Origin of the sequence: Aromatoleum anaerobium (assembly GCF_012910705.2) — a bacterium.
GTDB lineage: Bacteria > Pseudomonadota > Gammaproteobacteria > Burkholderiales > Rhodocyclaceae > Aromatoleum > Aromatoleum anaerobium.
Genome location: NZ_WTVG02000032.1, coordinates 24286 through 51097, shown reverse-complemented (window position 1 = coordinate 51097; position 26812 = coordinate 24286). Strand labels below are relative to the sequence as shown.

The following is a 26812-nucleotide window of genomic DNA, read 5'->3' as shown; positions in this document are numbered from 1 at the left end:
CGGCGTCAATACATGAATGAGCCGGCCATTCCCGGCCGGCCCATCCTTCTGCTGCTCAAACGCAATTCGGTGCTTCAGGCGCGCAACTCCTTCAGCAAACGAGTGCGCGCTTCCTCGTTAGGCCACACGACTCTGCCGGCGGCGTGTAAACGCGGCACCGAGAAGCCCCAAGCCCAGCAAGGACAGCGTGGCAGGTTCCGGAACGGCATTGAAGCTCGCATCGGTGTCATCGATTACCGGCGCGACCAGGGGACGATCCGTAACCAGATTCTGACCAGTCCCCGTCAGCTTTGTTCCAGAAGCGACATCGATGCCCGGAATGGCGTCATACGCGATCGTCAGTTGATAGCTGAATGTCCCGTACTGCGTGACACCGGCGGTCTCGCCAGCACTCGGCAGGAAGACCGACGGATCCAGCGGCAGGTCCGTCGCCGCCGCGAAGTCCCCCCCGCCCCCCAGAGCAAGCGCCATGATCAGGGTTCCATCTTCCGCCGTCCCCGTTTCCACAACCACCGTGGTCAGGTCTTCGATGGTCGTCGCATAGCCTTGCGTATCGACGTCCAAGTTGTTCGCCGCATGCTGGAAGAGGAGGGACATCTCCCCGACCACGGGAGCCAGGACCCCAGCCGTAATATCGATTCCAGTCAACGCCAACCAATCCGCAGCAGTCGCCGTGCTGAACGTGAAATCGGCTGACGTGTAGGGGGGGACAGGACCAACCGGATCAATAACCGCTACCCCACCGATGGCAGCAATCTTGAATACGGATACGCCGGTGACTTCTTCACCGAGGGAGTCGATGTTAACGCCATTGATTCTTGGAAAGTCAAGCGCCTGAACCACAATGTCGTCCACCGCGAGGTCACCGGCCGCCACCTGGTCGTAGCCCCCAGCGGCGTTAGGGCGGAAAATATATTCGTTGCTGTCGTCCTCGATCACGTTGGCGCCGCTCATCCACGGCACCGCATAGGCAGAAGCAGTCAAGCCCATCATCATCGCGGCCCCCATTAGGCCTTTGGCAATCGCATTACGTGCAAGCATTTCAGTTTCTCCCAATAAGGTTCATAAGGTTCCTAAGGGGCTCGCCGAGCCTAGAAATACTAACGCAACCGTCGTGCCTGAATAGAAACTCTTTAATAATCATAGCTCTGTCGACTCTGAGAGCGAGTCCTTACCCGCAGGTGTAAAATATTTCGACACTCGTCGCCAAGCGGGAGCCGACGGCAGCACAAAAATCGGCATCGTCATTATCAAATGCTGTACTCATGCGCGCGCCGGCACAGACCAGTCATGCGATCGGCTATCATGGACGGCGTTTCGCCCGGGACGCCCTTGCGGTCGCGAACGACGCCGGTCAGCACCTCGACTTCCGGCGAGCCGCATCGCCGGTCCGCAGGCGCGATGCCCGACTGCGAGGGACGCGGACCATAGCGTAGGGGGTCGAATACAATGCAGATCTCGGACCGCCTCAACCTCGGTACCGGCTTCAGCAAGTATTTCCGCATGACTGCCGCCCTCGACGACGCGTCGCGCGCCGACGTGTTCCGCATCCGTCACGAGGTCTATTGCGAAGATCTGAAGTTCGAGCCGGAACCGCCCGATCGGCGCGGAATCGACGATTACGATGCGCATAGTGTTCATGGTCTGCTGCGCACCGTCGATCACCCGCACGCCCCCGTCGGCTGCACACGCATCGTCCTCGCAAAACCCGGCGAGCCGGAGGCTCCCCTGCCGTTCGAGCGCAGTTACGCCGCCGCACTCGATCGTTCGATCATCGACCCCGCCAAGCTGCCGCGCGACCGCATCGGGAAGATCTCGCGGCTTGCGGTCAGCCGCACCTGCCGTCGCCGCAAGGGCGAGGAGCATGTGGAAAGTCCGATGAGCGCGGCCGATTTTGCGAAAGGAGGTCACCACGCCCGTTTTCCGTTCATCCCGACGAGTTTGCTGCTCGGCTCGGTGGCGCTGGCCGAACAAAGCGGTAGACGGCAGTCCGCGCAATATGACGCCGACCGAACCGGCAGTCGGCACTTGCAGCCGGACGACGCCGGGGGGCGGAACTTTCCGACGCGCCGGCCGCGCCCACCTCTTTCAATGCTCGCGGTGCCAGATCCGCATATCGCTGCGGAACACCTCCTTGATCCGGTGCAGCGGCATGCTGCGAACAACTCCGTCCTCGTCGACGAATTTGAGCATCCTGCGGTTTTCCGGGTCGAACGAGACGTCGCGCAGGTCGACGTGGACGATGTGGTGCGCGACACAGTCGTAGTAGCCGAGCACGAAGTGCGCGGCGGCGTCACGCGCGGCGAGAGCACCGGGCGGGCGTGATAGCCCGGCACGACGGCTGCAATGTATATACTTTTTGTATGTATTTATTCGAGGAGCGCATCATGGCTTACGCCCGCGTCTTCCACTCCGGCAACAGCCAGGCGGTCCGCCTGCCGAAGGAGTTTCGGCTCGACACGGACCGGGTTGAAATCTTCCGCCGCGGCAATGAAATCGTGCTGCGCGAACTGCCGGGCAATGCGGCCGCGATCTTCGATGCGCTGATCGAGCTCCCCGTCGACTTCATGTCCGAAGGGCGCAAAGACGTCCCGCCGCAGGAGCGGGAGGCGCTCTGAATGTCGGTCCGCTATCTGCTCGACACGAACATCAGCATCTACATCGCGAAGCACAACCCGCCGGATTTCACAGGGCGGGCTGTGCTTTGAGCAGTTTTCCGGCCGACGAAAAATCCTCAGGCCGCAAGCCCTCGTCGGACGCGGCCTTTGGTCGAACCAGCAACGCTCGACGTTACCGGCCCGGACCAGCCGGGCGCGGTTTCTTGTCACCGTGAGACGATCGGCGGTCAGCCCGCGAGCGCGTTGCGGATCTGCTCCAGCGTGCCCGGATCGTCGATCGTCGTCAGGTCACCGGGATCGCGTCCCTCCGCCAGCGCCTGGATCGAGCGGCGCAGCATCTTGCCCGAGCGCGTCTTCGGCAGCCCGGAGATGAAATGCACACGGCCGGGACGCGCGATCGCACCGAGCAGGGTGTCGACGGTCTTCATGACGTCCTTCTCGAGTTCGGCGCGTTTCTCGGCGGTATCGACGCGCGACGCGTCCTTGACCACCGCGAAAGCCATCGGCATCTGCCCTTTCAGGGAATCGGCGACACCGACGACGGCCACTTCGGCGATCGCCGCGTTCGCCTGGATCGCCTCCTCGATCTCGCGCGTGCCGAGACGGTGACCGGCGACGTTGATGACGTCGTCCATGCGGCCGAGGATCGTGTGGTAACCGTCTTGGTCCTTGATGCCCCAGTCGGACGACGAGAAGATGACCGGATCCTTGAACAGCGTGAAATACGTGCTGACGAAACGCTCGTCCTGGCCCCACACCGTCGACAGGCAGCCCGGCGGCAACGGCGGCACGACGCCGACGATGCCTTTCTCGTTGGCACCGCATTCACTGCCGTCCTCGCGGAAGATGCGCAGGTCGTAGCCATACACGGGGAAGCTCGGCGAGCCGTACTTGATCGGCGTCTCCTCGATGCCGCGCACCGCGGAGAGCATCGGCCAGCCGGTTTCGGTCTGCCAGTAGTTGTCGATGACCGGGATGCCGAGCTCGTCCATGATCCACTTGTGCGTCGTCTCGTCGAGCGGCTCGCCGGCGAGGAAAAGATGCTTCAGCGACGACAGGTCGTATTTCTTCAGGAAAGCCGGGTCCTGCTTCTTCAGCACGCGCACCGCGGTGGGGGCCGAGAACATCACGTTGACCTTGTATTTCTCGACGATCTGCCACCAGATCCCGGCGTCCGGGCGCAGCGGCGTGCCTTCATACATGATCGTCGCCATGCCGGCGAGCAGCGGCCCGTAGATGATGTAGCTGTGGCCGACGACCCAGCCGATGTCGGAGGTCGCGAACATCGTCTCGCCGGCGAAGCCGGTGAAGATGTGCTTCATCGACGACGCGAGCGCGACCGCGTAGCCGCCGGTGTCGCGCTGCACGCCTTTGGGCTTGCCGGTGGTGCCGGACGTGTACAGGATGTAGCTCGGCTCGGACGATTCGAGCCAGGTCACGGGCACCTTCGCGTCAAGGTGCTTCGCGCGCAGCTCGGCGTAATCGACGTCGCGGCCTTCGACTTTGGAGAAGCCCTTGTCGAGCCCGCGGTCCACGATCAGGACTTTCTGCGGCGGAAATTCCGCGATCTTGCACGCTTCGTCCACGAGATGCTTGTATGGCACCGGCTTGCCGTTGCGCATGCCAGCGTCCGAACTCACCATCAGCACCGGCTTCGCGTCGTCGATGCGGGTCGCGAGCGAACCCGCCGCAAAGCCGCCGAACACCACCGAGTGGATCGCGCCGATGCGCGCGCAGGCGAGCATCGCGAATGCCGCTTCGGCGATCATCGGCATGTAGATCAGCACGCGGTCGCCCTTCCCGACGCCAAGCTCCTGGTAGATCGCGGCCATGCGCTCCACCTCGCGCTGCAACTGCGCAAACGAGTACACCTTCTCCTCGTCGGTCTCGGTCGAGATATACACCAGCGCCCGGTCGTCGGGGCGCACGGCGGCGTGGCGATCCACGGCGTTGTAGCAGAGGTTCGTCTCGCCTCCCTTGAACCACTTCACGAACGGTGGCTGCGAAAAATCGCAGACCTGGCCGGCGGGCTTGTTCCAGTCGATGAGCTGGGCCTCCTCCGCCCAGAATTCGTCACGGCTGTCGATGGAACGGCGATGAAATTCCTTGTACGTCGTCATGAGCATTCCTCTCCCTTCAAGATTCCCTTCATCTGCAAACGACTTTCAGACGCCGACGGACTTCCCACTCCCTGGACATCCGGGGCGCCCCCTTTACTGCTGTTGTATTTATATTTGTATGATGCTGTTCAACTTTTCGCGGCAGGATCGCTCCCGGTATCGGCATCGGCACCGATTTCGTATCCTTTCAGGCGCTCTATCGGGATTCCGCAACGAAACTGTAATTCTACCCACTGCAGCAGCGGAAGCAGCGTTGCAATGAGTTGCGGCAGCTGCGACGTGATCTCGGCGCCTTCTCCGGCCCGGATGCGCTCGAGGGCCTGGTCGATGCTGACCGCCTGCGTGATCAGCCGATCGACGAACGCCTGGGTGACTTCTCCCTGATCGCCGATGACGCGGTTGCCGCCCGCTTGCCGGCCGGTCTGCGCGCGCTGCGTCGCGAGCCCGATCAGTTCGCTCACGGTGCCGATGTCGTCGGTCGTCGAGTTCGACACGCCGATCGTCACGCTGATGCGAATGCGCTCCTCGCGATAGGTCATCACGAGCTTTTCCATCGCCTTCTGCAGGCGCAGCGCGAACGCGCAGCACCCGGCCCAGCCGCCTGCCGGCGAGAGCACGGCGAACCGTGCCGGGGCAAGCTCCGTGACGGTATCTTCCTTGCGCACCTTCGTGGCAAGTATTTTTGACAGCTTGCGGGTGACGAGCTGCGCGACGTGAGCGCCGTGCAGCACCGCGAGCTGCTCGTAGCGGTCGATCTCGACGACCATCGCGCTGATGTTGCCGCGGCGACGCCGCGCCAGCGCGAGTTCCTGCTCGGCGCGCCAATTCAGGCAGGACTCCGTGACGAGTCCAGAGGCGGGATCGATCGGGCTGTGCTTTGCCAGCGCGGCCCGGCTTTCCTCGAGCTCGCGCCGCGTCTGCGCGAGCCGGGTGAGCGAATCGAGGCGGGCAAGCAGTTCGGTGGCCCGGATGCCTTTCGTGATGAAGTCGTTGGCGCCGAGGCGGCGCGCGCGCTCACGCGCTGAATCGTCCTCGTCGCCGGAAATCACGATCACCGGCAGGTCATGGATGCGCGACAGCTTCGACGCCCGGACGCGCTCGAGCAGGCCATACCCGTCGAGCTGCGGCATGCCGATGTCGGTCAGCACCAGGTGAATCGTCGGATCCACCAGCAAGGCCTGCCAGCCGGCCTCGCCGTCGGCCTCCTCGCGGAACTCGAAACGCCCGCGGATCAGCTTGATGACCGATGCCCGCACCATGCGCGAGTCATCGACGATCAGCACCTTCGGCAACGGCTGATGTTCTTCCTCGCTCATGGTGGGATCTCCGGTAACGCGCCCGGGCGCCGTCGGGCGCCGTCGGGTGCCCTCAGGCGCCTATCCGCACGACGGTACGGCCTTTGACTTCGCCCTTGATGAAGGCGTCGAACGCGCCCGGCAATTCGTCGAACGCGATGGTGCGTGTAATGGCCGCGAGGTGGCGCGGCTTGAGGTCGCTCCCGAGGCGCTGCCAGACGCGCTGCCGCGTCGGAAAGCTCATGTAGCCAGAATCGACGCCGAGCAGGCTGACGCCGCGCAGGATGAACGGGAACACCGTCGTGTCCAGATGAAAGCTCGCGGCGTTGCCGATGCTCGCGACAGTGCCGGCCTGCTTCATCGTCGCGAGGATCCAGTGCAGGATCTTTCCGCCGACGTTATCGATCGCGCCGGCCCATTGCGCCGCTTCGAGCGGGCGCACGTTGTCGAAGTCGATCGTGCTGCGTAGCCGCACCTCGGCGGCACCGAGCATCTGGAGGTAATCGGCTTCGGCCTCCTTGCCGGTCAGCGCGACGACGTGATAGCCGAGGCGCGACAGCATGTCGATCGAAAGTCCGCCGACACCGCCCGTCGCACCGGTCACGACCACCGGGCCGCGCTCGGGCGCGAGACCGTTGTCTTCCATCCGCACGATCCCCAACGCGGCCGTGAAACCGGCCGTGCCGAGCGCCATCGCTTCGAACAGATCCAGTCCGTCGGGTAGCGGCACCACCCACCCGGCCGGCACGCGCGCGTATTCGGCATAACCGCCATGGTGCGACACGCCGATGTCGAAGCTGGTCGCAATCACCTTGTCGCCGGCCCGGAAACGGGCGTCCGCGCTTTCCACAACCTCGCCGGACAGGTCGATGCCGCCCACGCATGGAAAACGCCGGATGATCTTGCCGGCACCGGTCGCAGCGAGCGCGTCCTTGTAGTTGATGCTGGAATAATGGACCCGGATCAGCACTTCGCCAGCGTCGAGTTGCTCGCGGGTCAGCGTTGTCATGCGGCTGAAGACTTTCTTGCTCTCGTCCTGATCGATCAGGAACGCTTTGAACGGCGCAGTCACTTGGGGCAACTCCTCTCGGTTGGGATGCACGGGGATATGGACGCCACGGTTTTTTGGACCGATTATAGCCAAATCCCGTGCTCGATCTTTTCACGATCCGGCTGGCGTATGCGATTGCCACTCCGGTTCGAGCGAACCGGAACCGATGAATCGAAGAATCCCCGGCAGCCCAAGCCCATGCCCCTCCTTGACGCGCCCCTTGATTCGGTCGACGCCTATGTCGAATTTCTGTCTGCGCAGAACGTGCCCGTGCTGCGCCATACCGTCCGCGAATTCGCCACCCTCGAAGGACAGGAGAACTCGGTCAGCGGCAAGCGCATCGCCGCGGTCGTCATCAGCGATCCGCTGATGACGATGAAGCTGCTGACGACCCTTCAGGCCAGGCGGACTTCGGTGCAGAACCACGACATCACGACAATCGACCGCGCGATCATGATGATGGGGATAACGCCCTTCTTCGCCGCCTTTGCCGCGATGCCGACGCTCGAGGACACGCTGCACGCCCACCCCAAAGCGCTGGTCGGCGCGCTCCGGATCATCGGTCGCGCACGCCGTGCGGCACACTATGCGCGCGACTGGGCGATCCTGCGGCACGATCTGGACGTCGATGAAGTGACTGTTGCCGCGCTGCTGCTCGACGCGGTCGAAATCATGTGCTGGACTTTCGCGCCGGCGCTGACGTTGCGCGTCTACGAGATCCAGCGGGCAAACCGCTGGCGGCGCAGCGCGGATGCACAACGCGAAGTTTTCGGCTGCACCGCGCAAGACATCCAGATCGGGCTGATCCGGGCGTGGAAGCTTCCCGAGTTGCTGATCATGCTGATGGACGAGGCCCAGGCCGGCAGTCCGCGGGTACGCAACGTGCAACTCGCCGCCGGGTTCGCGCGCCACCTCGCTTCGGGCTGGGACAACGAAGCGCTGCCGGACGACATTGCCGCGATCGAAGAGCTGGTGCACCTCAATCGCGAACAGCTGATTGCACGCCTCGGCGTGCCGCCGGAAGATTCGTACCGATTCTTTCCGCCGGCGACCTGAGCGGGACCGGACCATCGCAAGATCGCGCCATGACATCAACAGCGGAAGCGGAAGTGGATCAATACGACAGCCCGTGGAAGGAGGCGCTCGAAGAAGCCTTTCCCGAATTCATCGCCTTCTACTTTCCCGACGCGCATCGCCAGATCGACTGGACGCACGAACATGTCTTTCTCGACCAGGAACTGCGCCAGGTCGTGCGCGACGCCGAGCTCGGCCGGCGCTTCGTCGATAAGCTGGTGCGGGTCACGCGCCTCGGCGGCGGCGAAGGATGGGTGTACGTCCATGTCGAGGTGCAGGGCAGCCGCGAAGCGGACTTCGCCAGGCGCATGTTCGTCTACAACTACCGCCTCTTCGACCGCTACGACCGCCCGGTGGCGAGCCTCGCCGTGCTCGCGGATGAAGAGGCCGCGTGGCGACCCGACCAGTTCCACGTCGAAGCATTCGGCTGCGAGACCGGCATCCGCTTTCCGGTCGCCAAACTGACGGATCACACCGAGCGGCTCGACGCCCTGCTCGCGGACACGAACCCGTTCGCGCTCATAACCGCAGCCCACCTCCTCACCCGCCAGACCCGCCAGGATCCCGCCACCCGCTTCCAGGCCAAACGCCGGCTCGTTCGCCTGCTCTACGAACGCGACTGGGACAAGCGCCGCATCCTGCGCCTGTTCTCGGTGCTCGACTGGATGATGCAGTTGCCGAAGGCTCTCGAGGCCAAACTGTGGCAGGATATCGAAGACATTGAAGGAGAACGGAAAGTGCGATACGTGACCAGCGTCGAACGGCTCGCAATCGAGCGCGGTATGCAACAGGGCATGCAAAAAGGCTTGGAAAAGGGCCTGGAAAAGGGCCTGGAGCAAGGCATAGTGAAAGGCGAAGGCACCATCCTGCGCCGCCAGCTCACCCGTCGCTTCGGCCCGCTTCCGCAGAACGTGCTCGACCGCCTCGCCTGCGCCGACTCCCGACAGCTTGAAACCTGGGCCGACCGGGTGATCGATGCCACGAGCCTCGACGAAGTCTTCGCCGAGGACTGACTCGGCCGGCACGTCGTCGGCAAACCGGTGCAGTCGCAGAGGCGCCGTAGGGCGGAAAACGAAGTTTCGGCGTAGCCAAAAGCGAAGCGTCTTCCGCCACTCCGACGCCTGCACATGCACCGTTGCAAGGCCTGGCGGATAACGCCTTCGGCTCATCCGCGCTACGCAATTCAGGGTGCCGGCATCAGCATGCACACCAATCGAACCGCGCAGCAGGTCTATTCACAGACTACGAGCCCGAACGGGCGGGTCACCCGCCCGCGCGCGTCTCCAGAGCCTCCCAGCGCGCCAGCGCATCTTCGATTTCCCGCTCTACGGTATCGAGCCGCTCCTTGATCTGCACGGCTTCCTGCGGCGCTTCCTGATACAGCGCCGGATCCGCCAGGCGCGATTGCAGCGCGCCCTGCTCCGCCTCCAGCGCTGCAATGCGGTCGGGCAATGCGTCGAGTTCCCTTTTCTCGTTGAACGACAGCTTGTCGCCGCGCGACGTCGTTGCCGCAGCCGCTTTCGACGCGGACGGAGCGCTTTTCGCCTGCGTCGCGGCAAGCCGCGCCTGTTCCGCACCGCGCTCCATCTCGGCCTGCTTGACCCGCTGCCAGTCGGCGTAGCCGCCGGCGTATTCGCCCCAGCGCCCGTCACCTTCGGCCGCGATCACCTGGGTCACGACGTTGTCGAGAAACGCGCGGTCGTGACTGACGAGAAACAGCGTGCCTTCGTAGGCGGACAGCAGCTCCTCGAGCAGATCCAGCGTCTCGATGTCAAGGTCGTTGGTCGGTTCGTCGAGCACCAGCACGTTGGCCGGCCGCGCGAACAGCCGGGCGAGCAGCAGCCGGTTGCGCTCGCCGCCGGACAACGATTTCACCGGCGACCGCGCGCGCTGCGGCGCGAACAGAAAATCGCCGAGGTAACCGATGACGTGCTTGCGCTCGCCGCCGATCTCGACGAAGTCCGAACCCGGGCTGATGACCTCGGTGAGCGGCAGTTCCGGGTCGAGCTGCTCGCGCAGCTGGTCGAAGTAGGCGACGGTCTGGCGCGTGCCGCGGCGCACCGTTCCGGCATCCGGGGCGATTTCACCGAGAATCAGCTTCAGCAGCGTCGTCTTGCCGGCGCCGTTCGGCCCGATCAGCCCGATGCGGTCGCCGCGCAGGATGCGCGTCGAGAAGTCGCGCACGACGACGCGATCGCCGAAGCGCTTGGTCACGTCCGTGAGCTCGGCGACCATCTGGCCGCTCTGTTCGCCCTTGTCGACAGCAAGCTTCACGTTGCCGAGCCGCTCGCGCCGCGCGGCGCGGTCGCGGCGCAGCGCCTCGAGCCGGCGCACCCGGCCCTCGTTGCGCGTCCGCCGCGCCTCGACCCCCTTACGTATCCACACTTCTTCCTGCGCGAGCACCTTGTCGAAGCGCGCGCTCGCTTTCGCCTCGGCGTCGAGCTCCTCCGCCTTGCGCCGCTGATAGTCGCTGAAACGTCCAGGATAGCTTGCGAGTTTGCCGCGATCGAGCTCGATGATGCGGGTGGCCACGTTGTCCAGAAACACACGGTCGTGGGTGATCACGACGACCGTGCCGCGGAAATCCCGGATCAGCGATTCGAGCCACAGGATGCCGTCCAGGTCGAGGTGGTTCGTCGGCTCATCGAGCAACAGCAGATCGGGCTCGGCGACCAGCGCCCGCGCCAGCGACACGCGCTTGACACCTCCTCCGGACAGGCTCGAAACCAGCGCATCGCCGGGCAGGCCGAGGCGCAGCAGGATCTCGTCGACGCGCTGGTTGAGCCGCCACGCGTCGGCCGCCTCGACCGCGTGCTGCAGCGCCTCGAGCCGCGCCAGCGCCTCTTCGCTCGCCGATTCGGCAACTGCATGCATCGCCGCGTGATACTCGACCAAAAGACGCGCGGCATCGCCCAGGCCGTCGGCGATCGTCGCGAACACGTCGCGTTCGACGGCGAAATCCGCCTCCTGGGGCACGTACGCCACCTTCAGCCCGGACTGCCGCCATACCGACCCGTCGTCGAGAACAGCCTGCCCCGCCAACACGCGCAGCAGGCTGGACTTGCCCGAGCCATTTCGCCCGATCAGCGCCACGCGTTCGCCTGCGTCGAGCTGGAACTCCGCATGGGCAAGGAGATCCACGTGCCCGTACGCAAGACAGGCGTTGTCGACAGAAAGCAGCGGCATGGTTAGAGGACTCGTTGGAATGAAAAGCCATTTTACCGGCCTGCTACCATAGCGGCGCATTCGAGCATAATGCGGTGCAACATTTTCCAGACAACACCATCGGCGAGGCGGCATGGAAGCATTGTTGGGACGGTTCCGCGAAGAACACGACGACGACCTCGCGCTGTGGGTCGCACTGGTCGATGAGCTGCGCCCGGCCAGAGCTTCCGACACGCAAGCGGCGATCACGGCATTGCGCGCCCTGACGCACACCCTCGCCGCCCGTCACGACCTTGCAGAAGGGCTGTGCGATGCGTTGATCCGCCTCTTTCAGGAGCGCAAGCAGGTATCGCTGTACGTCTCGTCCGGCCTGCTGCCGTCGACCGGTTTCTTTTCCGAGACGGCACATCGCATTTCCGGGCGCCTGCTGCCCGAAGTGGTCGACACCGACTACATGAAGGACGTGCTGAGCGTGGTCTTCCACCGCACGGATGACGAGGCATGGGTCACCGCGATCCCGGACGCAGACTGGGTCGAGTTCCTGCGCAGCGTTTTCGGCTCGACTCCGATCCAGCCCGACAGCACCGAAGAGGGCCACGAGCTGCCGCACGCCGCCGCCGAAATCCTCGAGGCGCTGCGGGTATTGTCGTACCACGTGTCGGCGATCGGGCTGGAGCCCGAGCTGATCCGCGTCGACCCCACACTCGAGGAACATGAATCGCCCTTTCTGGCGCAGAACGAAGAACTGGTGGCCTATCTCGACCACTATCGGCGCGCCTGGAAGGACGGCACCGAGTTGGTCGAAGACGAAAAGCATCTGCAGGTGATGCTTGACCAGTGCGACGACGTCGTGCTGCGGATCCGCAAGCGCGCGGCGAAGATCGGCACCAGCCTGGCGCTCACGTTCAAGCTCGAACGCCTCCGCCAGCACCTCGACCGGATGGCCGACCTGCTGTTCCTGCTCCATCGGCTGCATGCCGAACGACGCATCGACGCGGTCGCGACCCAGATCGTCGGTATCTTCAAGCAGCTGGTGCACGCCGAGTGCCGCAAGAACAAGCTCTCCGACTACTGGGGGCAGAACGTCGAACTGCTGTCGATGCGCATGACCGAAAGCGCAAGCAAGACCGGCGAGCACTACATTACCTCGACCCGCCGCGAATACTTCGGCATTCTCGGCTCGGCAGCGCTCGGCGGGCTGATCATCGCAGTGATGACGGGCCTGAAGATCGTGCTGGGTCGCCAGGGTTTCGCTCCCATGACCGAGGCCCTGGCGTTTTGCCTCAACTACGGCATCGGCTTCGTCCTGATCCACATTCTCGGCGGCACGGTCGCGACCAAGCAGCCGGCGATGACGGCCAACGCGATCGCCGCTTCCATCGGGGAAGCGCAGGGCAAGAACAGCAACCTCGAGAACCTCGTGGAACTCATCGCGCGCACCGTGCGGAGCCAGTTGGCCGCGATCCTCGGCAACATCGGCGTCGCGATTCCGATGGCGATGCTGGTGGCGATCGGCATCCACTCGCTTAGCGGCGATCCGTTCACCGACGCGGGCAAGGCGCGCGAACTGCTCAACCAGGTCGATCCCGTCAGCGGAGCGGTCCTGTTCGCGGCAATCGCCGGTTTCTGCCTGTTCCTGTCGGGGCTGATCGCGGGCTACTACGATAACCTGTCGGCCTACGAACGCATTCCGCAGCGGCTGTTGCAGCTGCGCTGGCCTCGCCGGGTGTTCGGCATCGCACGCATGCAGCGCGTCGCCACCTACGTCGAGAACAACCTCGGCGCGCTGGCCGCGAATTTCTTCTTCGGCTTCCTGCTCGGCGGGGTGACGGCGCTCGGGGTCCTGTTCGGCCTGCCGCTGGACATTCGCCACATCGCATTCTCGTCCGCGTACGTCGGCTACGCTGCCGTCGGCATGGACTTCACGCTGAGCTGGCAACTGGCCGCGCTGTCGGCAGCAGGCATCGCGCTCATCGGACTCACGAACCTCGGGGTCAGCTTCGCGCTGACCCTCTACGTCGCGCTGCGCGCGCGCCGCATCACCTTCGCGCAGGGACGCGAGCTGGGGAAAATGATCGTCCGGCGCTTCGTCTCGCGTCCCCGCGATTTCCTGCTACCGCCTTCTTCGACGGTACAGGCCGAAGAGCAGCATGGAGAAGCGCCGCTTCCCCAGCACGAACCGCACAATGGCCACGCCACCCACAAAATCCACGGAAACGGCAAAGGCGTGCTTGGTCGCCGGCGCTCGAACGGCTAGAATTGCGCGCTCTCCTCGTAGTTCAATGGATAGAACGAGCGCCTCCTAAGCGCTAGATGTGAGTTCGATTCTCGCCGAGGAGACCATTTCGCAACCTCCTGCCCGCCCGGGGGCGGGTTGCCCCGTCACTCCAGCCCTTTCAGCAGCGCCTTCAGGTACTCCACGGGAATCGCGTAGCTGATGCCCGACGGGTCGCTCAGAATGTTTTCCTTGGTGGATTTGACGAACACCATGTTGATCACCCCGATGAGTCGCCCCGTCTCGGAATCGAATACCGGGCTTCCGCTGTTTCCGGGGTAGGTCGTTGCGTCGAGCTGATAAATACGGAACGGGTCGTTCGACAGGCGGCGGATTAGCGCCTGATTGAGATGCTGCGCGCGTAGCTGCGGAATCCCGATCGGCGTGATCGCGGCGACGATGCCGCGGTGCGTCACGGGCGACAATCCCAGGACGCTGCCGATCGGAAAACCGGTCAGGGCGATGCTCTGACCTTCGCGGACGCTGCCGGACGACTCGTCGATGGACAGGGAAGGCAGCGGCGGACCGCCTTCGAGCCGCAACACCGCCAGATCGTGGTTCTTGTCGACTGCAAGCTTGCTGACCTTGCGTATCGTCGCCTGCCGCTCGCCGGGCACCGCCACCGCGAGCGTTTCCATTTGATCATCGGCCAACGCATCGGGCACGACGTGCGCATTGGTCGCGATCATCATCCCGTCACCGACAGCAAAACCGGTGCCGAGGAACTTGAAGGCGGGAGCGCGGGTGCGCTGGAAGGTGCCCACCGCAACCACCGACGGCTTGATGCGCGACACGGTATCGACCAGGTCTGCCGCCGCCGGGAGCGGAATCAGCATTGCAGTGGCCGTGGTTGCGGCGACAACGAGGCTGCGCCGGAGCGCACGGTTCGCCGCGCTGAAATTCATGTATCGCTCGCTCCCTCACTTGCCGGCTGCCCTGCCGGCATCACTGCACTGGGCCGTGCGATCCGGCTGTCGAACGGATGCTCCCGGCGCGCCACGAAGTTCAATATACGCGCCACATAGGCCCGCGTTTCGGGGTAAGGCGGCACGCCGCGGTACCGGTCGACCGCGCCCTCGCCCGCATTGTAGCCGGCAGCCGCGAGCGCAATGTCACCGCGAAAATACGCGAGCAACCAGCGCAAATAGGCGAGGCCTCCCTTGATGTTTTCGCGCGGATCGAACGGATCGCGGACGTTGAAGCGTGCGGCCGTGTCCGGAATCAGCTGCATGACGCCCATTGCATTCTTCGGCGAGACGGCTCCCGCATCGAGGCGCGACTCGGCCACCGCGATCGCCAGCGCGAAGCGGGGGCTGATCTGATAGGTGGGCGCGAGTTCGATGATCATGCGGGCAATGCGCTGCCGTTCGGCCGACAGCGACCGGATGTGGGTCTCGGGATTCCATTCATGATCGTCGAGCGCGACCGTCGATGCGGCATTCAGGCAAGGGGGGGCCTGCCCGCTGGGACCCCCGGTGAAGCGCAGCATCCGTCGCGCCTGCACGTCCCCGCGCGCGGCCGCCATCGCAAACAGCGTTCCGGCATAGGCGTCGTTGCGCCGCGTCCCTCGTCCGTTGGCATACATCCAGCCGAGGGCGTACATCGCTTCGGCATCGCCGAGGCGCGCCGCCTCGCAATAATGGGCGACTGCCCGGGCGGGATTGCGCGGTACGCCTTCGCCATGTTCGTGGGCGACACCCTGCTCGACAAGATAGCGTGCATGCGCCGCGATCGCGAGCTTTGCCCCAGTGGGACCCTGCTCCTTGCGCTCGACGGCATATGCCGGCGCCACGGTGCCGGCCGCGAGGACGAAAAGCAGCGCTGCACGACAGCGATCATTGCGGAGTTTGCGGCGTTTCATCATCCCCCCAATGGCATTGGCCCGGCTGCCGATACAGGTGTTCTAGCAGATGCTCCTAGAGTCGCCAAACCGTTACACCCGCTCTGGCCAGTGCGCCCGCGTCATAGGATGATTTCACGTCGGAGAAAACGCCCCCCGGCAGGAGCTTGTCTGCGAACTCATCCAGGTGCATATCGAGATACGCCGCATGGGAAACGGCAGCCACCATTGCCGCCGCCTTCGGCAGCGCTTCCCACGGCACGAGACGAATGCCGTATTCGCGGGCTGCCTCCGCAGGCGCGGCGACAGGATCATGGACATGCACGCTGCAACCGAAGCTCTCGAGCTCGCGGATCACGTCGATGACCTTGCTGTTGCGCAGATCCGGGCAATTTTCCTTGAACGTGAGCCCCAGCACGATGACATCGCAGCCCCTGATCGAGTGCCCCGCCTGGATCATCTGTTTCACGGTTTGTTCGGCGACGTACTTCCCCATGCTGTCGTTGATGCGGCGGCCGGCGAGAATGACCTGCGGATGATGACCGAGCATTTCCGCCTTGTGCGTCAGGTAATACGGGTCGACTCCGATGCAGTGGCCGCCGACGAGGCCGGGCCTGAACGGCAGGAAGTTCCACTTCGTTCCGGCCGCCTGCAGCACTTCGGTGGTATCGATTCCGATCTTGTGGAAAATCACCGCAAGTTCGTTCATCAGCGCGATGTTGAGATCGCGTTGTGTATTCTCGATGACCTTCGCGGCCTCGGCGACCTTGATGGAACTGGCCGGATAAACCCCGGCGCTTATGATTGCGCCATAGACTTCCTTGACCTTCTCCAGCGTCTGCGGCGTATCGCCCGAAACGACCTTGACGATTTTCGTCACCGTGCGCTCCTTGTCGCCCGGATTGATGCGCTCAGGTGAATAACCGACAAAGAAATCCTGCTTCCACTTCAGACCCGATTCCCGTTCGATGATCGGAATGCAGACTTCTTCGGTCGCTCCCGGGTACACGGTGGATTCGAATACCACGACCGCGCCGCGCTTGAGGTTGCGGCCCACCGTTTCGGACGAGCGGATCAATGGGGTGAAATCCGGCTTGTGGGCAGTGTCGACCGGCGTCGGCACGGCCACGACGATGAAGTCCGCCTCGCGGATGGAAGCCGGATCGGAATGACAACCGAGATGAATCGCGGCGCGAAGATCGTCTGACGGCACTTCCCCGGTCGGATCGACGAAGTCACGGTAAGCCGCGACCTTGTCGGCCGAGAGGTCGAAGCCGATGGTCTTGAATTTCTTGCCGAACTCCACAGCAAGCGGCAGCCCGACGTAGCCCAGGCCGATCACGGCGATGATGGTCATGAATGCGAGTCCCTAAAGGTTTCCGATATGCCGGTGCCTGAATGCTCGAGACCTTACAACCCTTGCTTCAGCTTGGTCGCTTCCGCATGCAACGGACTTCCCGCGGGCGCCTGCCCGAGCAGATTGTCGAGTTCCTTGCGAGCGTCGTCCTTGCGATCGGCTTTGAGGTAGGCCTTCGCCAGATTCAGCCGGAGCACCCCGGTCCCCGGAGACAGTCCGACAGCCTTGCGAAGATTTTCGAGGCCCTCGTCGCGTTGGCCGCGCTCCACCTGAAGCATACCCAGCGTGTCAAGAATCGCCGGGTTATCGGGCGCCAGTTTCAGCGCCCGCTCGGCCAGCGCGAGCGCCTCCGGATCCTTGCGCTGCCCCGCGATCCATGCCAGGTTGTTCAGCACCTGAGCATTGTCCGGGCTTAACTCATCCACCTTGTGAAATAGCTTTTCGGCCTCGTCAAGCCGCCGCTCTGCAAGGGCCCGCCCGGCAAGATAGCTGCGCAATACCACGTCCTTCGGGTGGGTGCGGAGCCAGTCGGCAGCCGTCTTCGCCGCATCCGGTGCCTTGCCGGCCAACACTTGTGCGGCATGCAACTTGGCAGCAGTTTGAGCCGAGGCCTCAAGCTCGAGCGCCTTGCGATATGCCTGCACGGCCGGCTCCCAGTTGGCACTGGCCGCGTGGATCTGACCTTCAAGAAGCGGACCGGCCGCCGCCTTCGGACGCTGCTTCTGAACGGTTGCCGAAATTTTCAGCGCCTCATCCGTCCGCTTGTCTTCGGCCAGCAGCGAAGCAAGGCGCTGCTGGGCTTCGAACATGTCCGGCTTATGCTCGAGCGCCCGGCGCAGCGACCGCTCGGCCCCTGCACGGTCCTTCGCGAACCGTTGCATATCCGCTACTTCGGTCAGCGATGGAGGAGATTGCGACACCAGCTCAGACAACTTGTTTAGTGAGGAGACCGCCTGTTGTTGATCGCCCGCTGCCAGCTGGGCCCGCGCCAGCATACTGATTGCCTGGGGCTGATCGGCGTGGCCGGCGGCGGCTTCCTGCGCGATCAAGAGCGCCTTTTTCGGGTCCTTGCTGCCAAGGTAATAGCGCACCAGTGCAAGTTTCGGTGCCAGCGCAGCCGGATTCGCACCGGCCGCACGTTCGAGCATCGATACTACTTCTGCCGGTTTTGCCTCGGTGCGGGCCAACAGATCGGCAAGCAACAAGTGTGCTTCGACGTTTTTCGGATTGGCCGCGACGATCTTTTCGAAGCGCTTGCGGGCGTCATCGGGGCGTTTCTCCCCAATATCCATCCGCGCGAGATTTGCCGCCGCGGCCACGGAATCAGGCTTCAGTTCGAGGGCTTTTTCGAAAGCCAGGCGAGCCCCTGCAGCATCCTTTCGGGCGAGCAGAATCCCTCCCTTGAGCACATGCGTCTGCGGGTTATTCGGCTGCTTGGCTTCGAGTTGCCGCTGCGCAGCCATCGCCTTGTCGAGCTCGCCGCGGCGAAGGTGCGCAAGAATCATGATCACATCAGCATGCCCCGTGTCGGACTCGAGATCCGACGCCGCTTCGAGATCGGCGAAAGCCTCGCTGGTGTCCCCGCCCAGCAACTTCGACACCCCGAGGCGCGTCCGCGCCATTGCATTCTCCGGCTCTACCGCCGCCACCTTGGCAAAATACTCCGCTGCACGGTCAAGATCGCCATTGGCCACGTGGATCCGCCCGGCCAGGCCCATCGTCGCGCTATCTACGGACGATGCATCCAGCAGCGGTTGCAGGGTCGTCAGCGCGCGACCCTGATCTCCGGACGCCATTAGCGACATCGCAAGCATTCGGCGCGCCAGCGGCTGTTTCGGAGCCCGGGCCAGAACTACCCCCAAGTGTTCCTGGGCCAGGACGTGTTGATTCAGGCGGATGTGGATGACGCCGGCGAGCAGGCGCGCGGGCAGATAACCCGGAGCCAGACGCACCGCCTCGGTGACGTTGTCGCGCGCCTCCTCGATTCTGTTGTTGCGCAGATCGACCAACGCCTGGAGGTAGCGCGTCGAGGGATGCTGCGGCGCACTCTTCTTCATCGCCTCCAGATGCGGCATCGCTTTGTCTACGCGGTTTTCCCGCAGCAACATCGATACCAGCGCGAAGTGGTAGTTCACCGCCTTCGGCCGAGCCTTGATCGCCTCCTCAAGGGCGGCCGCTGCGCCGGGAATGTCCTTCCTCATCAGCAACACATCAGCTCGAACGGCATGAGCATCGGCGGCGCCCGGGTCTGCCGCAATGGCGGCATCGGCGTCGGCGAGCGCTCCGTCGAGTTCTCCGGCGGACAACTTTACCTGCGCCAGGCCTGCCCGTGCGGACCCGCTGGATGGATCGGCCGCCGCCGCGGCCTCATACGCCGCCCGGGCCTTTTCGAGGTCCCCCTTGGCGAAATGCGCACCACCCACCGCGCCGAGCAGCACGGCCTGTCCGGCACGATCATCGAGCGTCTTGCCCTCGAACTCCTTCAGCACCTGGTCGAACTCGCCGGACAGCAGGAGGGCTCGCGCCAGCAGTGGGCCGACCTGCGCGTCCGGATAGCCGCGTTCCGCAGCCCGGCGCAAATCCTTCACCGCGCCCGCAATGTTGCCCTGTTCGAGGTTTACGCGGCCCAGAAGAAAACGCGCCTCGACCAGATTGCCATCTTTCTGGAGCGCATTCTTCAATTGAATCGCCGCCGCATTGGGGTCGTTCTTGGCGAGATAATCCTTCGCGGAGCGGAGCATGGTTTCCGGGTCATCACTGCAGGCCGTCAACAGCGCAGCGCTTAGGGCGACGGTAACAATTCGGCGAACAGTTGCGCCTGAAGCCTTCCGATTGGACACGGTCAGTTCTCCTTCTTCAAACCGAAACGGTTCATGAGGTCGTAAAGCGATGGGCGGCTCACGCCGAGAATGTCCGCCGCGCGGGCAATATTGCCGTTGGTGCGCGCCAGCACCCGCACCACGGCGCGCCGTTCCGCCTCGTCGCGCACCTGTCGCAGGTTGAGGTGCTGCAGATCCGGATCGACGCTGTCCAGACCCAGATCGTCGGACGTGATGCGGCTTCCCTCGGCCATGATGACGGCACGCTTGAGACAGTTTTCCAGCTCCCGCACGTTGCCCGGCCAGCGATGCGACTCGATTGCCGCCACCGCATCGTCGCCCAGGTGCATCGTTCCCCGTCCGTTGGCTTGCGCGAAGCGCTGCACGAAGGCATGCGCGAGAAGCACCGCGTCGCCGTCCCGGTCGCGCAACGGGGGGATTTCGATGACGATTTCGGCGAGCCGGTAATAAAGGTCCTCGCGGAACAGGCCGGCGCTGATCTGCGCCTTCAGGTCGCGGTGCGTCGCGCACACGATCCGCACGTCGACCGGAATCTCTTCCCTGCCGCCGATCCTCTCGATGACCCGCTCCTGCAGGAAACGCAGCAGCTTCGCCTGCAGCGCCATCGGCAGGTCGCCAATCTCGTCGAGGAAAAAAGTCCCCCTGTGCGCAGCTTCGATCTTGCCCTGCGTCTGTTTCACGGCCCCGGTAAAGGCCCCTTTCTCATAGCCGAACAGTTCGCTTTCGAGCAGCGTTTCCGGGATGGCGGCACAGTTGATCGCGACAAAGCGCTCCTTTGCGCGCGTCGACATCGCATGCAGGCCGCGCGCCAGGATTTCCTTGCCGGTACCGCTCTCTCCGAGCAGCGCGATCGTCACGTTCGCCGGCGCCACTTTCTCGACGGTGCGGCAGACCTTGAGCATCGCCGAGTCCCGCGTGAGGACGGCGGACAGGCTCGTTCCCTGGAGCGTCGCCAAACGCAGGTTTTCCATTTGCAGGTCGTGCAGGCGAAAAGCGCGGTCGATCGTCAGGCCGAGCAGCTCCGGTTCAAAAGGCTTGCCGAAGAAATCGTAGGCCCCCATCGCGACCGCCTTCACCGCGTTTTCGCGCTCATGCTGCCCGGTCAGGACGATGACTTTGGTATCGGGGGCCAGCGCGAGCATCTCGCCCAGCAGGCGAAACCCCTCGGCGCCGTCATCGGGCGCGGGGGGCAGCCCGAGATCCATCGTCACGACCGCCGGTTCATGACGTCTCAATTGCGTGATCGCGCTTTCCCGATCGCCCGCGACAACTGTTTCGAAAGCGTCGAAAGCCCAGCGCATCTGTTTCTGAAGTGCCGGATCGTCCTCGACGATCAGCAGCGTACGCCGCTTGTCATTCATGATTTTCGCGTACCCTTTCCCGCGTAGCTGGCAAATCAGGATCGGCCCGGACAGAAACGGGCAATACCACGGTCACGCAGGTACCGCGTCCCGCTTCACTGTCAAAATGAATGCGGCCTCCCAGTTCATGAATGTACTGCTGCGTCTCGTAGACCCCAATACCCATTCCCGTGGATTTACTGGTGTGAAACGGCTTGAACAGGCGCTCTTTCATGAACTCGGACGTCATCCCGCAGCCGGTATCCTCGACCGCCACACGGGCTGAGGACGGGTCCGGCATATCGACCCTTATTGTCACCTTGCCATCGTCCTGCGTCGCATCGAGGGCGTTCTGCACGAGATGTCCGATCACGCGCTCGAGCCGTTCGGGATGCGCCTGGACTTCGAGCCGCTGATCGCGGTCCGCGAACACCTCCACCGTCGGCTGCTGATGGCGCTTCGTCGCCTGGATGCGATCGGCCAGCGCACAAAGATCGACCCGCCTGTGCGGATCGATCGAACGTTTTTCCTGCAATTGCGCCATCAACGCGCGCATGCGCGATTCGACATGCGCGACCGTGTCGAGCATGTCTTCCTGGAACGCCGGATTGTGCTTGTGGCGCTCGGCGTTGCGGAGCATCAGCGACAGTTGGGCGACGAGATTCTTCAGGTCGTGAACGACGAACGCCGACATGCGGTTGAAGGAGTCGAACTTGCGCGACTCGAGCAAGGCTTCGGTCACCTGCATGCGGGCGAGATAGCTCGCGGCCTGGCGCTGGGCCGTCTTGAGCAGGTCGAGCACTTCCCAGTCGACCTCGAACGCGGTGCGAGGTGAATTGAGCACCACGAAGCCGACCAGCGCGCCCGACGACTTGAGCGGCACGACGAGCCACGCGTCGGGTATCGCGGACAGCCACATCGGCAACACCAGACCGTCGTAATGAGCGGGACGGGAGCGGAACTCCTCGAGATTGATGATCCATTCGCGCTCGTCGAGAAAACGGCATAGAGCACTGCCATCGTCCTCGGAAGCGTCCGAAGCCCCCTGATTGAGGCGCGCGTTGACCGAGAAGCGGCCGCTCGCGTCCTTCAGCCAGAGCGTTCCACCGGAACTCTCGACCAGATCCGAAAGGGCTTTTATGACCGATTGCCCGAGATCCAGCGCGCCGCCGGCGGACGAGAGCGCCTGGGTGAAGCGCAACCATTCGTTGCGATAATCGTAGCGGTAGGGGAACAGGTGCTTGTTGATGAACACTCTCAGGCGGGCACGCTGCGACCCCGAGAAGAGGAAAACCAGCAGCAGCAGGAACCCGGCGAACAGCAGGGTCAGTTGCAGAGCCCTGCCCCAGTTCCCGCCAAAATAGCGGACGTAGTATCCGGCCGCGGCGATTACCAGCAGGTACAGGCCCGACACCGCGAGCGCCGTGGAATGGAACGCCATTTCCCGTGATACCGAGATCCGCAGCGTCCACGACGGCGTACGCGCCGCTGAAACCGCGACCAGCGGAATCACCAGAGCATGGGCGATGCCGCGCACCCCCCACACATCGGGATCGAGCCGGCCGAACAGGAATCCGTCGGCGAACAGGTACAGTTCGAACACATAGCCAGCGGCGAGGCCGAGGCACAACGGTTTCAGTCCCCAGCGCGATTCTGCCGGTATCGCGCGGAAAAGCTGCTCCACGAGCACCAGGCCGAACACCGAAGCCACCAAAAAGGCGGCGAGCATCAGGTTTGCCGGCTTGAGATCGACGGGCAGATCGAGGCCGGAAAACGCTACCGCGATCAACTCGGCGGCGACCACGAGCGCCGTGAACCCTGCCGGCCATCGCAGCCGATTTCCCCCCAGGGGACGCAGCAACACAAGCAGGAACGTAAACCAGCAGGCGCTGCGGAAGACGTCCAGCACCGCGGCCAGCAGGGCCAGCCACGCGCTCGGATAGAGGACGAGAAAGGTGCTCGCGAGCGCCCACGACGCGCTGCTGCCCACGGCAAGAAGCAGAAAGCCGCCGGGAATGCCGCCGCGCCATGCGAGCAGAAGGTACAGACCGAAAAGAAGGTAAGCCCCCGCGGCCCCGCCGTAGCCCCACACCGCGACGTCGGACAGCTCGACACCCATCAGCCCCCCCAAGAGCAAGTCGTCTCGTCAACAACAGGACACGGATTCCGGTCCTCCGCTGGGTCTGCGAAAGTCGCCAGCCGATATCCAGTCAGTGTGCGCCCTCTCCGGTCAGGACGACCCTGACCGTTTCGAACAGAACGAGGGTATCGAGCACGATGGTGTGGTTCTTCACGTAATACAAATCGTATTGCAGCTTCTGAACAGCATCGTCCACCGAAGCGCCATACTGGTATCGAACCTGCGCCCAACCGGTGACCCCCGGCTTGACGCAGTGGCGAACGGCATAGAACGGGATCTCCTGCGCCAGTTGGTCGACGAAGAACGGACGTTCCGGGCGGGGCCCGACGAGACTCATTTCACCTTTCAGGACGTTGAAAATCTGCGGGAGTTCGTCGATGCGCAGCTTGCGGATGACCCTCCCGACCCGCGTAACCCTGTCGTCACCGGACACCGCCCACCGCGGCTTGCCGTCTTTTTCGGCGTCGCGCCGCATGCTGCGAAACTTGATGACGCGAAACACCCGTCCGCCCAGCCCGACCCTCTCCTGCCGATAGAAGATCGGCGCGCCGTCCTCCAGCGCGATCAGCAGCGCGGTGACCGCCATCACCGGCACGGCGGCCAGCAACAGGATCGACGATGCAGCCAGATCGAAGCAGCGCTTCACGAAGGCGCGTGCAAGGCCCTGCCTGAAGCCGTCGCCATAGATCAGCCAGCTCGCTTTCAGCGAATCGATGCGGACCTGACCCTGCACACGCTCGAAGAAGGACGACAGATCCAGCACCCGGACGCCCCACACCTTGCAGTCGAGCAGTTCACGAATCGGAAGGACACCCCCCCGGCGCTCCCGCACGGCGACGATCACCTCGTTCACCCGAAGCTGCCGGACCGTCTGAAGAAGATCCTTGCAATCGAGAACGCGGCCCCGGTCGACGTCGACCGAATCCTCCCCTTCCACCGCGTAGAAGCCGACTACCTCCATGCCGCTGCGCACCGGGTTGCCGAGCGATCGCTCCACCGACACCGCGTCCGCCCCCGTACCGATGATCAGCACGCGCGGGGCGAACATCGAAGTCGCCCAGTGGCGGTTGATCACCGCCCGCATCAGGAGGACCAGACCCAGCAACAGCATTACCGAGATCTGCATTGCCTCGGAGGCGAAATAGTTCCACGGAAGCACGAGGAACACTCCGAACGCCACCGGGATACTCACGACCATCGAGATCAGCACGCGACCTATCGTGGTGCGCGTCGACCGCTCCCCGTCGGCCGGCCGATACAGCCCCATCGCGCTGTTCAACAGGATCATCGCGATCGCGAAAAGCAGCGCCGAAGGCACGATGACGCGCCAGTCCACCGCCCCGCCGCGCACCTGTACCGCCACCGCGAATATCACCGCTATGAAAAGCACGAGGGCGTCGAAGACGACCTGTTGCAGGACGTGGGACGGAAAATAGTGACTGAATATTTTTAGCATCGGCACATCCTGGATTACGTGAGCAATCGGAATCACCGGGTCCCGAAAGGATTTCCTCCCTTTCCGGACCGAGATACGTACCTACCGCGATTTCATCCACTCCCGGCTCGTCCACACGATAGCCCCTGCGGAACGGCCTGTACATCAGCTCTGCATACCCGCGACGTTTAACCCACACTATCGGCTCGCGAGGGGGGTTGCTCCGTGTGTAATTCGGATTGTGGCAACGCAGCAGTTTTCCCCCTCCGCCGCCTCCAGCCGCCTCATCCGGTCTCCGGACTGAGGTTTGCACTCGATGAATCGACCGTCAGGGCTCGACTGCCCGTCGCAGGTCGGTGGTGATCCGGTCCACGGCGTGCGCGGCTTCCGGAAAAAACTGTCCCAGCGTGATGAACCCGTGGACGACCCCGTCCACCGCGACGTGCTCGATCTCCCCTCCCTCCGCTCGCACCCGCTCTGCAAAGGCCATGCAATCGTCGGCAAGGGGGTCGCACTCCGCCGTGACGAGAAGGATCGGCGGCAATCCGGCCAATGATGGCGCGCGCATCGGCGACGCCCGCCAGTCCTCGTCATCGCCTGCCGGAAGGTAGTGATCGTAAAACCATTCGAGGCTCTCCCGGTCGAGGAGATACCCTTGGCCGAAAAGTTGGCGCGACGGACGGTCGCTGGCGATCTCGGTGCTCGGATAGACCAGGAACATGAACCGGATAGCGACACTTGCCCGTTCACGGGCCAGGAGCGCGCCGACAATCGAAAGGTTTCCGCCCGCACTATCCCCCCCCAATGCGATACGCCCCCGGTCTATGCCCAGCAGTTGGGCTTGTTCTGCCGCCCACTCAATGGAAAAAATAGCATCCTCGACGGCAGCCGGAAAGGGGTTCTCGGGCGCGAGTCGATAGTCGATCGACAACACCGCGCAGCCCGAGCCGTTCGCCAGCTCACGACAAAGAACGTCATAACTTTCGAGGTCGCCAACGCACCACCCGCCGCCGTGAAAGTAGATCAGCAGCGGAAGCTCGTCGTCCCCGGGGCTATCCAGCGGCCGGTACAGGCGCGCGTTCAACGTGCTCCCGTCTGCACGCCGCATCGCCACTTCAACCGTTGCCGCAACGGCCGGAGAAGGCAGACCGAATGCCCATTGCAACTTCCGGAACGAATGTCGCGCCTGATCGACGGACAGCTCGTGAAAACGCGGGGCGCCGACACGGTAAACCATGTCCAGCAGTGCCTTGGCCTGGGATGAAAGGGGCATGCGCAAAATCCGGGGCCAGGCAGGGCTGAACCCCGATATGAAAATCAGGAGGCCCCGATTCTAACCGGAGAGCAGTTGCACAAACGGAGAATGGAAACAGACGGTCAATGTTCGACCGGGACGATGCGCGCACCGGACTGCCGCAGGATGAGTTCCATCGCCCTGCGGTCGGTGTTCGATGCGAGTTCCACCCTCAGCACGCACGCCCCGATATGCGCCAGGTCGGCAACGTCCGGCAATTCCTCGCCCGGACCCTGCCCAGGCTGATTCGAATACGTTTGACCGGGAAATTCGGCCGCGAGGCCGTCAGCGGTGAGATCCGTGCTGATCGCAATGCAGTTTTCCGCGATCCCGGCTTGCAGAAGCCGCGACTTCGCCTGTTGCGCTTCGCCCGGGCTGGCGAACACCCCTGTCATTACGGTGTTGCGTGTCATCTTCGACTCCTTGTACATCGCCAGGGCAGAAACGCTTTCGCCCGGACGAGTTCGGGGCGCCCGGCATCCCGGGCATCCGGCCGAGGCGAGGCGATCAGTTCGCCGGATCCTTCTTGCCGCCCTCCTTGAAAGCCGGATTCGAATGATCGTTCGCCTGCCCTGGAGCGGAGTGGGGCGCGCCTCTTTCGCCGGATCCGGTTCCGGGAGCGGGGAGTCGGGGTCACTGGCGGCGGCGCGTTTTCCTGCTGGACGGGCGGTTGGGCGGGGATGTCGGGGCACACTTTCTTCTCGCACCCTTTCCGCCAACAGTGCCGCAAAGCGATGACGAGCGGTACGAAGTACCTCATGTTCCGCATCCTTCGAGAATGTCTCGTTTATTCTTAGCATCCGCTGTCGTCCGTCGCCAGCCGCAAGGCAACGTGCTGCGGCGAGTAATGTGCCCATTGAAGCGACGCAGCCGCACGAGGCCGTGCGGCTGCGTTCCCTCCTCCGCCCGTCCGGAACCCGATCAGTGGCGTTCAGACGGAGGGGGCGTGGTGCGACCGGGAAACGCGA

At 63.8% G+C, this 26812-nt stretch carries 19 protein-coding genes and 1 tRNA gene; 6 read left to right on the top strand and 14 right to left on the bottom strand.

The annotated features are described in order from the left end of the window. Nucleotides 1–117 precede the first annotated feature (117 nt). A complete protein-coding gene (locus GO606_RS01515) occupies nucleotides 118–1041 on the bottom strand; it encodes a PEP-CTERM sorting domain-containing protein (RefSeq protein WP_169117942.1) in 924 nt (307 codons plus the stop codon). Nucleotides 1042–1449: 408 nt separating this feature from the next. Here GO606_RS01515 and GO606_RS22220 point away from each other — a divergent pair, with 408 nt between their 5' ends. Together GO606_RS22220 and GO606_RS01505 are read left to right on the top strand one after the other, a co-directional pair. Beyond that, nucleotides 1450–2325: a PEP-CTERM/exosortase system-associated acyltransferase gene (locus GO606_RS22220; protein WP_246979279.1), complete on the top strand. Its 876-nt coding sequence runs from the start codon at nucleotides 1450–1452 to the stop codon at nucleotides 2323–2325. Between the two features lie 62 nt (nucleotides 2326–2387). Further along, the gene (locus tag GO606_RS01505; RefSeq protein WP_169117943.1) at nucleotides 2388–2618 is read left to right on the top strand and encodes an antitoxin; all 231 of its coding nucleotides are present in this window, start codon (nucleotides 2388–2390) and stop codon (nucleotides 2616–2618) included. A 227-nt stretch (nucleotides 2619–2845) separates the two neighbouring features. On the opposite strand, the gene GO606_RS01500 is transcribed toward GO606_RS01505, so the two are convergent. The 3 genes from GO606_RS01500 to GO606_RS01490 all read right to left on the bottom strand — a co-directional run bounded on the left by GO606_RS01500 (nucleotide 2846) and on the right by GO606_RS01490 (nucleotide 7105). Next, nucleotides 2846–4738, bottom strand: coding sequence for a propionate--CoA ligase (locus GO606_RS01500; RefSeq protein ID WP_169117944.1), 1893 nt, complete (start codon nucleotides 4736–4738; stop codon nucleotides 2846–2848). A 128-nt stretch (nucleotides 4739–4866) separates the two neighbouring features. After that, entirely contained in the window at nucleotides 4867–6054 is a 1188-nt protein-coding gene (locus tag GO606_RS01495) for a GGDEF domain-containing response regulator (RefSeq protein WP_169117945.1), read from the bottom strand. 52 nt (nucleotides 6055–6106) lie between these two features. Further along, on the bottom strand, nucleotides 6107–7105 hold the full coding sequence (locus GO606_RS01490; protein WP_169117946.1) for an oxidoreductase: 999 nt from the start codon (nucleotides 7103–7105) through the stop codon (nucleotides 6107–6109). Nucleotides 7106–7282: 177 nt separating this feature from the next. Here GO606_RS01490 and GO606_RS01485 point away from each other — a divergent pair, with 177 nt between their 5' ends. Continuing rightward, on the top strand, nucleotides 7283–8140 hold the full coding sequence (locus GO606_RS01485; protein ID WP_169117947.1) for an HDOD domain-containing protein: 858 nt from the start codon (nucleotides 7283–7285) through the stop codon (nucleotides 8138–8140). A gap of 29 nt (nucleotides 8141–8169) precedes the next feature. Beyond that, the gene (locus tag GO606_RS01480; protein WP_169117948.1) at nucleotides 8170–9171 is read left to right on the top strand and encodes a DUF4351 domain-containing protein; all 1002 of its coding nucleotides are present in this window, start codon (nucleotides 8170–8172) and stop codon (nucleotides 9169–9171) included. 250 nt (nucleotides 9172–9421) lie between these two features. On the opposite strand, the gene GO606_RS01475 is transcribed toward GO606_RS01480, so the two are convergent. Beyond that, on the bottom strand, nucleotides 9422–11344 hold the full coding sequence (locus GO606_RS01475) for an ATP-binding cassette domain-containing protein (protein WP_169117949.1): 1923 nt from the start codon (nucleotides 11342–11344) through the stop codon (nucleotides 9422–9424). A gap of 112 nt (nucleotides 11345–11456) precedes the next feature. On the opposite strand from GO606_RS01475, the gene GO606_RS01470 reads away from it, so the two are divergent. After that, nucleotides 11457–13580, top strand: a complete 2124-nt coding sequence (locus tag GO606_RS01470; protein WP_169117950.1) for a site-specific recombinase — start codon at nucleotides 11457–11459, stop codon at nucleotides 13578–13580. Between the two features lie 11 nt (nucleotides 13581–13591). After that, a tRNA-Arg gene (locus GO606_RS01465) sits at nucleotides 13592–13666 on the top strand. A 39-nt stretch (nucleotides 13667–13705) separates the two neighbouring features. On the opposite strand, the gene GO606_RS01460 is transcribed toward GO606_RS01465, so the two are convergent. The 9 genes from GO606_RS01460 to GO606_RS01420 all read right to left on the bottom strand — a co-directional run bounded on the left by GO606_RS01460 (nucleotide 13706) and on the right by GO606_RS01420 (nucleotide 26257). Then, entirely contained in the window at nucleotides 13706–14503 is a 798-nt protein-coding gene (locus GO606_RS01460) for a S1 family peptidase (RefSeq protein ID WP_169117951.1), read from the bottom strand. Then, complete coding sequence (locus GO606_RS01455; protein ID WP_169117952.1) at nucleotides 14500–15459, bottom strand: transglycosylase SLT domain-containing protein; 960 nt, start codon at nucleotides 15457–15459, stop codon at nucleotides 14500–14502. The genes GO606_RS01460 and GO606_RS01455 overlap by 4 nt, the downstream gene beginning before the upstream one ends. A 55-nt stretch (nucleotides 15460–15514) precedes the next feature. Further along, nucleotides 15515–16795 carry a nucleotide sugar dehydrogenase gene (locus tag GO606_RS01450; protein WP_169117953.1) on the bottom strand — a complete coding sequence of 427 codons (1281 nt, stop codon included), beginning with the start codon at nucleotides 16793–16795 and terminating at the stop codon, nucleotides 15515–15517. A 53-nt stretch (nucleotides 16796–16848) separates the two neighbouring features. After that, the gene (gene prsT / locus GO606_RS01445) at nucleotides 16849–19635 is read right to left on the bottom strand and encodes an XrtA/PEP-CTERM system TPR-repeat protein PrsT (protein ID WP_246979277.1); all 2787 of its coding nucleotides are present in this window, start codon (nucleotides 19633–19635) and stop codon (nucleotides 16849–16851) included. Nucleotides 19636–19637: 2 nt separating this feature from the next. Then, nucleotides 19638–20996, bottom strand: a complete 1359-nt coding sequence (gene prsR, locus GO606_RS01440; protein ID WP_169117954.1) for a PEP-CTERM-box response regulator transcription factor — start codon at nucleotides 20994–20996, stop codon at nucleotides 19638–19640. Continuing rightward, nucleotides 20989–23094 (bottom strand): XrtA/PEP-CTERM system histidine kinase PrsK, encoded by a 2106-nt coding sequence (gene prsK, locus GO606_RS01435; protein ID WP_246979275.1) that lies wholly within the window; start codon nucleotides 23092–23094, stop codon nucleotides 20989–20991. The genes prsR and prsK overlap by 8 nt, the downstream gene beginning before the upstream one ends. Nucleotides 23095–23185: 91 nt before the next feature. Next, on the bottom strand, nucleotides 23186–24571 hold the full coding sequence (locus GO606_RS01430; RefSeq protein ID WP_169117955.1) for a TIGR03013 family XrtA/PEP-CTERM system glycosyltransferase: 1386 nt from the start codon (nucleotides 24569–24571) through the stop codon (nucleotides 23186–23188). A gap of 307 nt (nucleotides 24572–24878) precedes the next feature. Next, complete coding sequence (locus tag GO606_RS01425) at nucleotides 24879–25823, bottom strand: alpha/beta hydrolase (protein ID WP_211166570.1); 945 nt, start codon at nucleotides 25821–25823, stop codon at nucleotides 24879–24881. A 104-nt stretch (nucleotides 25824–25927) separates the two neighbouring features. Further along, on the bottom strand, nucleotides 25928–26257 hold the full coding sequence (locus tag GO606_RS01420) for a hypothetical protein (RefSeq protein WP_169117956.1): 330 nt from the start codon (nucleotides 26255–26257) through the stop codon (nucleotides 25928–25930). Between the last annotated feature and the right edge of the window lie 555 nt (nucleotides 26258–26812).

What these genes read in the sequence shown, in the direction of transcription:
- GO606_RS01430 (WP_169117955.1), bottom strand. Translation starts at nt 24,571, where the DNA reads ATGCTAAAAATATTCAGTCACTATTTTCCGTCCCACGTCCTGCAACAG.
- GO606_RS01420 (WP_169117956.1), bottom strand. Translation starts at nt 26,257, where the DNA reads ATGACACGCAACACCGTAATGACAGGGGTGTTCGCCAGCCCGGGCGAA.
- GO606_RS01500 (WP_169117944.1), bottom strand. Translation starts at nt 4,738, where the DNA reads ATGACGACGTACAAGGAATTTCATCGCCGTTCCATCGACAGCCGTGAC.
- GO606_RS01485 (WP_169117947.1), top strand. Translation starts at nt 7,283, where the DNA reads ATGCCCCTCCTTGACGCGCCCCTTGATTCGGTCGACGCCTATGTCGAA.
- GO606_RS01475 (WP_169117949.1), bottom strand. Translation starts at nt 11,344, where the DNA reads ATGCCGCTGCTTTCTGTCGACAACGCCTGTCTTGCGTACGGGCACGTG.
- GO606_RS01455 (WP_169117952.1), bottom strand. Translation starts at nt 15,459, where the DNA reads ATGAAACGCCGCAAACTCCGCAATGATCGCTGTCGTGCAGCGCTGCTT.
- GO606_RS01505 (WP_169117943.1), top strand. Translation starts at nt 2,388, where the DNA reads ATGGCTTACGCCCGCGTCTTCCACTCCGGCAACAGCCAGGCGGTCCGC.
- GO606_RS22220 (WP_246979279.1), top strand. Translation starts at nt 1,450, where the DNA reads ATGCAGATCTCGGACCGCCTCAACCTCGGTACCGGCTTCAGCAAGTAT.
- GO606_RS01495 (WP_169117945.1), bottom strand. Translation starts at nt 6,054, where the DNA reads ATGAGCGAGGAAGAACATCAGCCGTTGCCGAAGGTGCTGATCGTCGAT.
- GO606_RS01425 (WP_211166570.1), bottom strand. Translation starts at nt 25,823, where the DNA reads ATGCCCCTTTCATCCCAGGCCAAGGCACTGCTGGACATGGTTTACCGT.
- prsR (WP_169117954.1), bottom strand. Translation starts at nt 20,996, where the DNA reads ATGAATGACAAGCGGCGTACGCTGCTGATCGTCGAGGACGATCCGGCA.
- GO606_RS01515 (WP_169117942.1), bottom strand. Translation starts at nt 1,041, where the DNA reads ATGCTTGCACGTAATGCGATTGCCAAAGGCCTAATGGGGGCCGCGATG.
- GO606_RS01470 (WP_169117950.1), top strand. Translation starts at nt 11,457, where the DNA reads ATGGAAGCATTGTTGGGACGGTTCCGCGAAGAACACGACGACGACCTC.
- GO606_RS01480 (WP_169117948.1), top strand. Translation starts at nt 8,170, where the DNA reads ATGACATCAACAGCGGAAGCGGAAGTGGATCAATACGACAGCCCGTGG.
- GO606_RS01450 (WP_169117953.1), bottom strand. Translation starts at nt 16,795, where the DNA reads ATGACCATCATCGCCGTGATCGGCCTGGGCTACGTCGGGCTGCCGCTT.
- GO606_RS01460 (WP_169117951.1), bottom strand. Translation starts at nt 14,503, where the DNA reads ATGAATTTCAGCGCGGCGAACCGTGCGCTCCGGCGCAGCCTCGTTGTC.
- prsK (WP_246979275.1), bottom strand. Translation starts at nt 23,094, where the DNA reads ATGGGTGTCGAGCTGTCCGACGTCGCGGTGTGGGGCTACGGCGGGGCC.